Annotated in this window: 1 protein-coding gene; it reads right to left on the reverse strand. The window is 55.3% G+C overall.

The genetic code is table 11. The annotated features are described in order from the left end of the window. On the reverse strand, window positions 1–4,617 hold a 4,617-nt coding region (locus tag AC2VLY_RS10995), incomplete at both ends, for a hypothetical protein (RefSeq protein WP_486893112.1).

Consider the following 4,617-nt stretch of genomic DNA (forward strand, 5'->3'; position numbering starts at 1 on the left):
CAGTACCTTGCGTTGCGCACGGATTTCCTCGTCAAAGGATTGATAGACGGCATCTGTGGCTTTCCGGTACGTTTTCAGGGTCTCCTGATCCTCAACCGGAGCCATGGGCACGGCCAGCAGCGCATCACCGATATTCGCGGCACTCTGGCGATAGAGGTTTTCTAGTTTCTCCAGTGCCGCCACAATCGTATCTGACTGCGCTGACCATTCTGCAAAGCGGACTCGGGCACGGGTTATCCAGCTCGCGGGTTGCTTGGCATCCTCCGCATCGGTCTGCACATCCATGACCCGCTTTCCGTCCGCACCCATCCACCAAGCTTTCATGCTGCGCTTCACATTCTCGCTGTCGGTGAGGTAGTCAATCTCCAGTGCCAGGGCTTGTTGCTCAGAGGCTATGAATCGGGACTCTACGGCGGTTTTGTACCGCACATCCAGCGTCACCTGCCCACCGACATCCCGGAGGTTTTCGGCATCCTGTCGGGCCAGGCGATGGACGTTTTGCAGAACCCGCAAATGCTTTTCATAGTGCGTATTCACGTATTTCCCATCGACCTGTACCTTCCAGACCGGTTCCCCGCGTGTCAGCTCACCATCACTGACTCCGCGCTGCAGGGAAAAGGGTTTTCCGCGCCAGTTCGACGCATTGCCCACTATCTCCCGGGTGCCATCCCATCCTGAAGCGGTAAAAATCCCGCTGTTCATCCAGTCATCAATCAGGGGATGCTGATACCATTTTTCATCCATGCAGATCAGACTGTGGGTTTTATCCAGACCGTTATAAATGCCACTAACGCCCTGCTCCCCGATAGTCGAAACTTCCGTCACGGGGGTTGGTGAGATGATCGGCAGCATGGTCATGCGCAGCGTCTGCAAAGTCCCCGGGAGTGACTGATGCTCGGTCGTTGGCTCTGCGACGGCCTCTGCAGTAGCCTCTACATCCGGTGTAACCACTGCAGGCTGCGGCGCGATGTGGCGCATCGCCGTCTGAATGCCCTGCACGGCCCGGTTCCATGTACCAAAAGAGTCCAGATGCAAGGTTTCTCCATCAGAACGGATGCCTTCCAGTATCCAGGATTCTGAAGTAACGCCGGGATCCTGTGTGCCAGGAGAGAGGAATGACTGATGCAAGTAATCCGGGCGCACCGCGATCGCGGTTAATTCTTCCAGATCCCGGCGCGAGATCAACGCATCGTCCACGCCACCCCGCACCGACACGATTTCACCGGGGTGCCCGTCCAGTTCCTTGCGTACCGCGTCCAAAAGGCGGAGTTGATCTTCGTATATGTCCTTCTGAGAACCCCCGCCATCTTCCAGCATGAGTTTGGCAAAGGAAATGTCACTTTTCTCCTGTCTCTTGAAGGCTTTCAACAAGTCAGCGTAAGCTGCCGCGAACGTGGCGCGAATCGGTGAATCATGGCCCCGGTCCTTGCGGACGTTCGGCGCAGACATTCCAAAATGCAGCCGCTGAGCAACATGCAGGCGACTGACATAACCATCGGGGCCATGACCAATCGCAAAAATCATCCGGCTCCCGTTCCCCGTATCCCAAATGCGGGTGGCATAACGGTCCATATTGCCCAAGGGGAACGGTCCAGACTCAATAGGCAGATCGCCTGCATCATTGGCTGGCCACTGTGGAACGGGCAGCGGGTTTTCCGAATGACGCAATGGCCGACGAATTTCCAGTTGTGGTTCATGGCCTTTGCCATAAGGATGATTGCGTACCATGCGCTGCATCCCCAAAGGCAGGGCGTCTACGCTTTCCTGGAGGAAACGATTCCATGCCGGCAGATCCAGTGGATCAATCGCTGCGATATTCAGCACCGTGCCGCGATCATCCACCATCCGGGCCTCAATGCCTTGATCTTCCTTGAGGGATAATGTTGCCCTTACGATTGGTTTTTCACGCCAGGCACCCCATTGCAAGGCGATGACCGTTTCCGGCTCATCCTCCTGAACCTTGAGCAGTGCTTCCATATGCCCGCGCGTATCGGGGATGATTTCTTCTTCCGGGTCGGTAACCAGACGCTTGTCGCTTTCCGGATTCTGCGCGATGTTTTCAATCAGTCGTTGCAGCGTCCGCGCTGTTTGAGGCTTGCGATCATGCGCCTCCCGGTGATGATCCCTGAGCAGAATATCCACGAGATGCTCACGTCCGGCCTGCAGCGTGTCCGCCAGACTGGGGTACCATTCCTGCCGCTCCAGGTTGTAGGGGCCGATCCCTGACATGCCACCCGTAGATGATTGGGTGGATAGCCGATAGGTATATTCCCCCATGGCCGTGCGACTGATCGCCACCTGTGCGCTGTGCTGGTCCTTTTCCCACTTGAAGATAGCGCCTGACGGATGCACCCCATGGGTGTTCGAGAACTGGGGCTGCAGCTCCATCTCGTTGAGTGTCGAAAACATATCCGGAACCTGCATGCGCGGCCTGTCCATCGGCGCGATGACGACATCCGGTTGTGCCGCTTCGATCAGGTCCGCACCGTCTTCTTCATTCAGCTCCACAAAGCCGCCTGCATCCGCATCGTCAGCGCCCAGTAAATCGGCAGTTTCGTTTTCGTCCATGTGCTGTACTCCTTGGGTCTCCCCATGCTCCCCGTTTTCGGGTACTTCACCATGACTTATGTCATCGCTCAGGGAATTTGCTTTGATTTCACCCTGTCCGGCCAGGTAAACGGGTTTTTCCGGATCATCCGGTATGGCCATGACGCCCGCGCGGGTAGGAATGATCCGCGCCGTTGTAAACCGGACCTCTGATTCATCTTCCGGTTGCGGTGTGGATGACGTTAAACCCGGTCGGGACTGCATCGGGCTGTTGAGCGCTATCGTCAGCGTCTCCAATACAAAATCTGCAGGGGCCTTGGTGAAGTCATCGGGCACATTCACAAATCCATCCGGTCCCGTCAGGCGGTATCCCCAGGACAGGTTATTTCCGTTCTTCTGCTCGGCATCTGGGAACAGCTTGATCCCCGGCATATCTGCATGCGTAAAGGAAACACCTCCCCAGGTCCAACCGGAAGATTTCAACTCGGACGCCAGAACAGAGGCTCTGGCACTAATGACGCTATCCAGCAAATCAGCCCCGTTTTCCTTGAACTCCGGCGTCTGCATGGCCTGCCAGCTCCCTGCTTTGGCGATCTCATCAAAAGAGGAATCCGCGACAAATCCCCAGAGATAGGCCAGCCCTTTGTCCAGAATCTGATCGTGACGCAAAAGAACAATCAACTGTTCTTCTGCCTTGGTCAGTGCATCCAGCGCAGCGAGATATTGCCTTCCCTCCGGGCCTTCTCTGGACTTGCTGAATGGGAGATCGCCTCTGGAGATACCCAGTGCCTGGATGATGGTGTTTTCCCAGTCACGCACATTCTGGATGGCCTGGCTTTTCCTCTCACGTACCTGTTGTTGCAGTCTGCGCACAGCGTCCTGATCGCCGGCCTCCATATATCCATCAAACAGTTGAATACGGGCTTCATCGAGTGCTTCTGTCTCGTTTTTATAGATTCTATGGAGTTTCTCCCAACGATTTTCCTGTTCGGTGTCGGGTAAATCAGGACGTATCGCCACCACATTCTCCGCATTTTCGGGGTTTTCGGTCACTGCAGGCTGCTGCACTTCCCGTTCAACAGCTTCCGTTTGTTCCTGTAGAGGCTGCATCTGGGACTTTAATGCTGTCGTCAGCGTTTCCCGCACAAAATCCGCAGGCGTCTTGGCAAAGTCCTCCGTCAAGTCCACAAATCCATCGTGGCCCGCCAGACGGAACCCCCAGGACACGTAATTACCGTTTTTCTGTTCGGGATTGTGGAACAGCTTGACCCCCGGGATATCCGGATTCGTAAAGTAATCTCCGTCCCAGGTCCAGCCAGAGGATTCCAGATCAGACACGATCATGTTGGCTCTGTCGACAATGACGCTGTCCACCAATTCAGCCTGTTCTTGATCCATTTCCAGTTCCTTCACTTTCTGCACCATGGTATTCACCATTTTTACGGCAGGCACATCCATGTAATCGCGGATCGTATGTTCAATTTCTTTCTTGTAAACGACGCCTGCAGTGATTTCTTCGCTTTTCTGGACCTGTAGCTGGATACCGAAGGCATAACCGTCCCTGTCCTGAAAAGTATTCATCAAAATATCCCTGCCGTAATGGGTGGCATGCGAAAACACACCGGTTTCCCGGTTCCCGCCCCATCCTTGGTCGACTAACGCCGTGCCCAAAGCAACCGCACGGGCTTCAATGAGGGTATTGATCTCCTGTCGTATGGACTGGCGGGCTTTATCGACAATCTCTGGCGCTATGACGCTTGATGCCCGCCCGATCAATTCCTCTACGGTCAAATCGGATTTTTCTTCAATGCGTTGAACCGCCTCTTGGATAGCGGGCGAATCCTCTACCAGAACACTGGATGGAGAGGCTTTACGGAGCGCCTTTTCCAAATCTTTCCGTTCAGCGACCAGTACACCACCCTGCCCGTCGCGCATGAGCACGACCGGATCATTCAATATGATCTCACGGGCTACCCCGTATTCTTCGGCTTCCTCCCGGCTGGTAGCGGCCCAGGTCAGGGTGTTCACCGGGGCAAGATGCTGGTACTCCAGACCATCCGGCGTCATGGT

This window comes from Acidithiobacillus sp. TH-A36, from assembly GCF_057473445.1.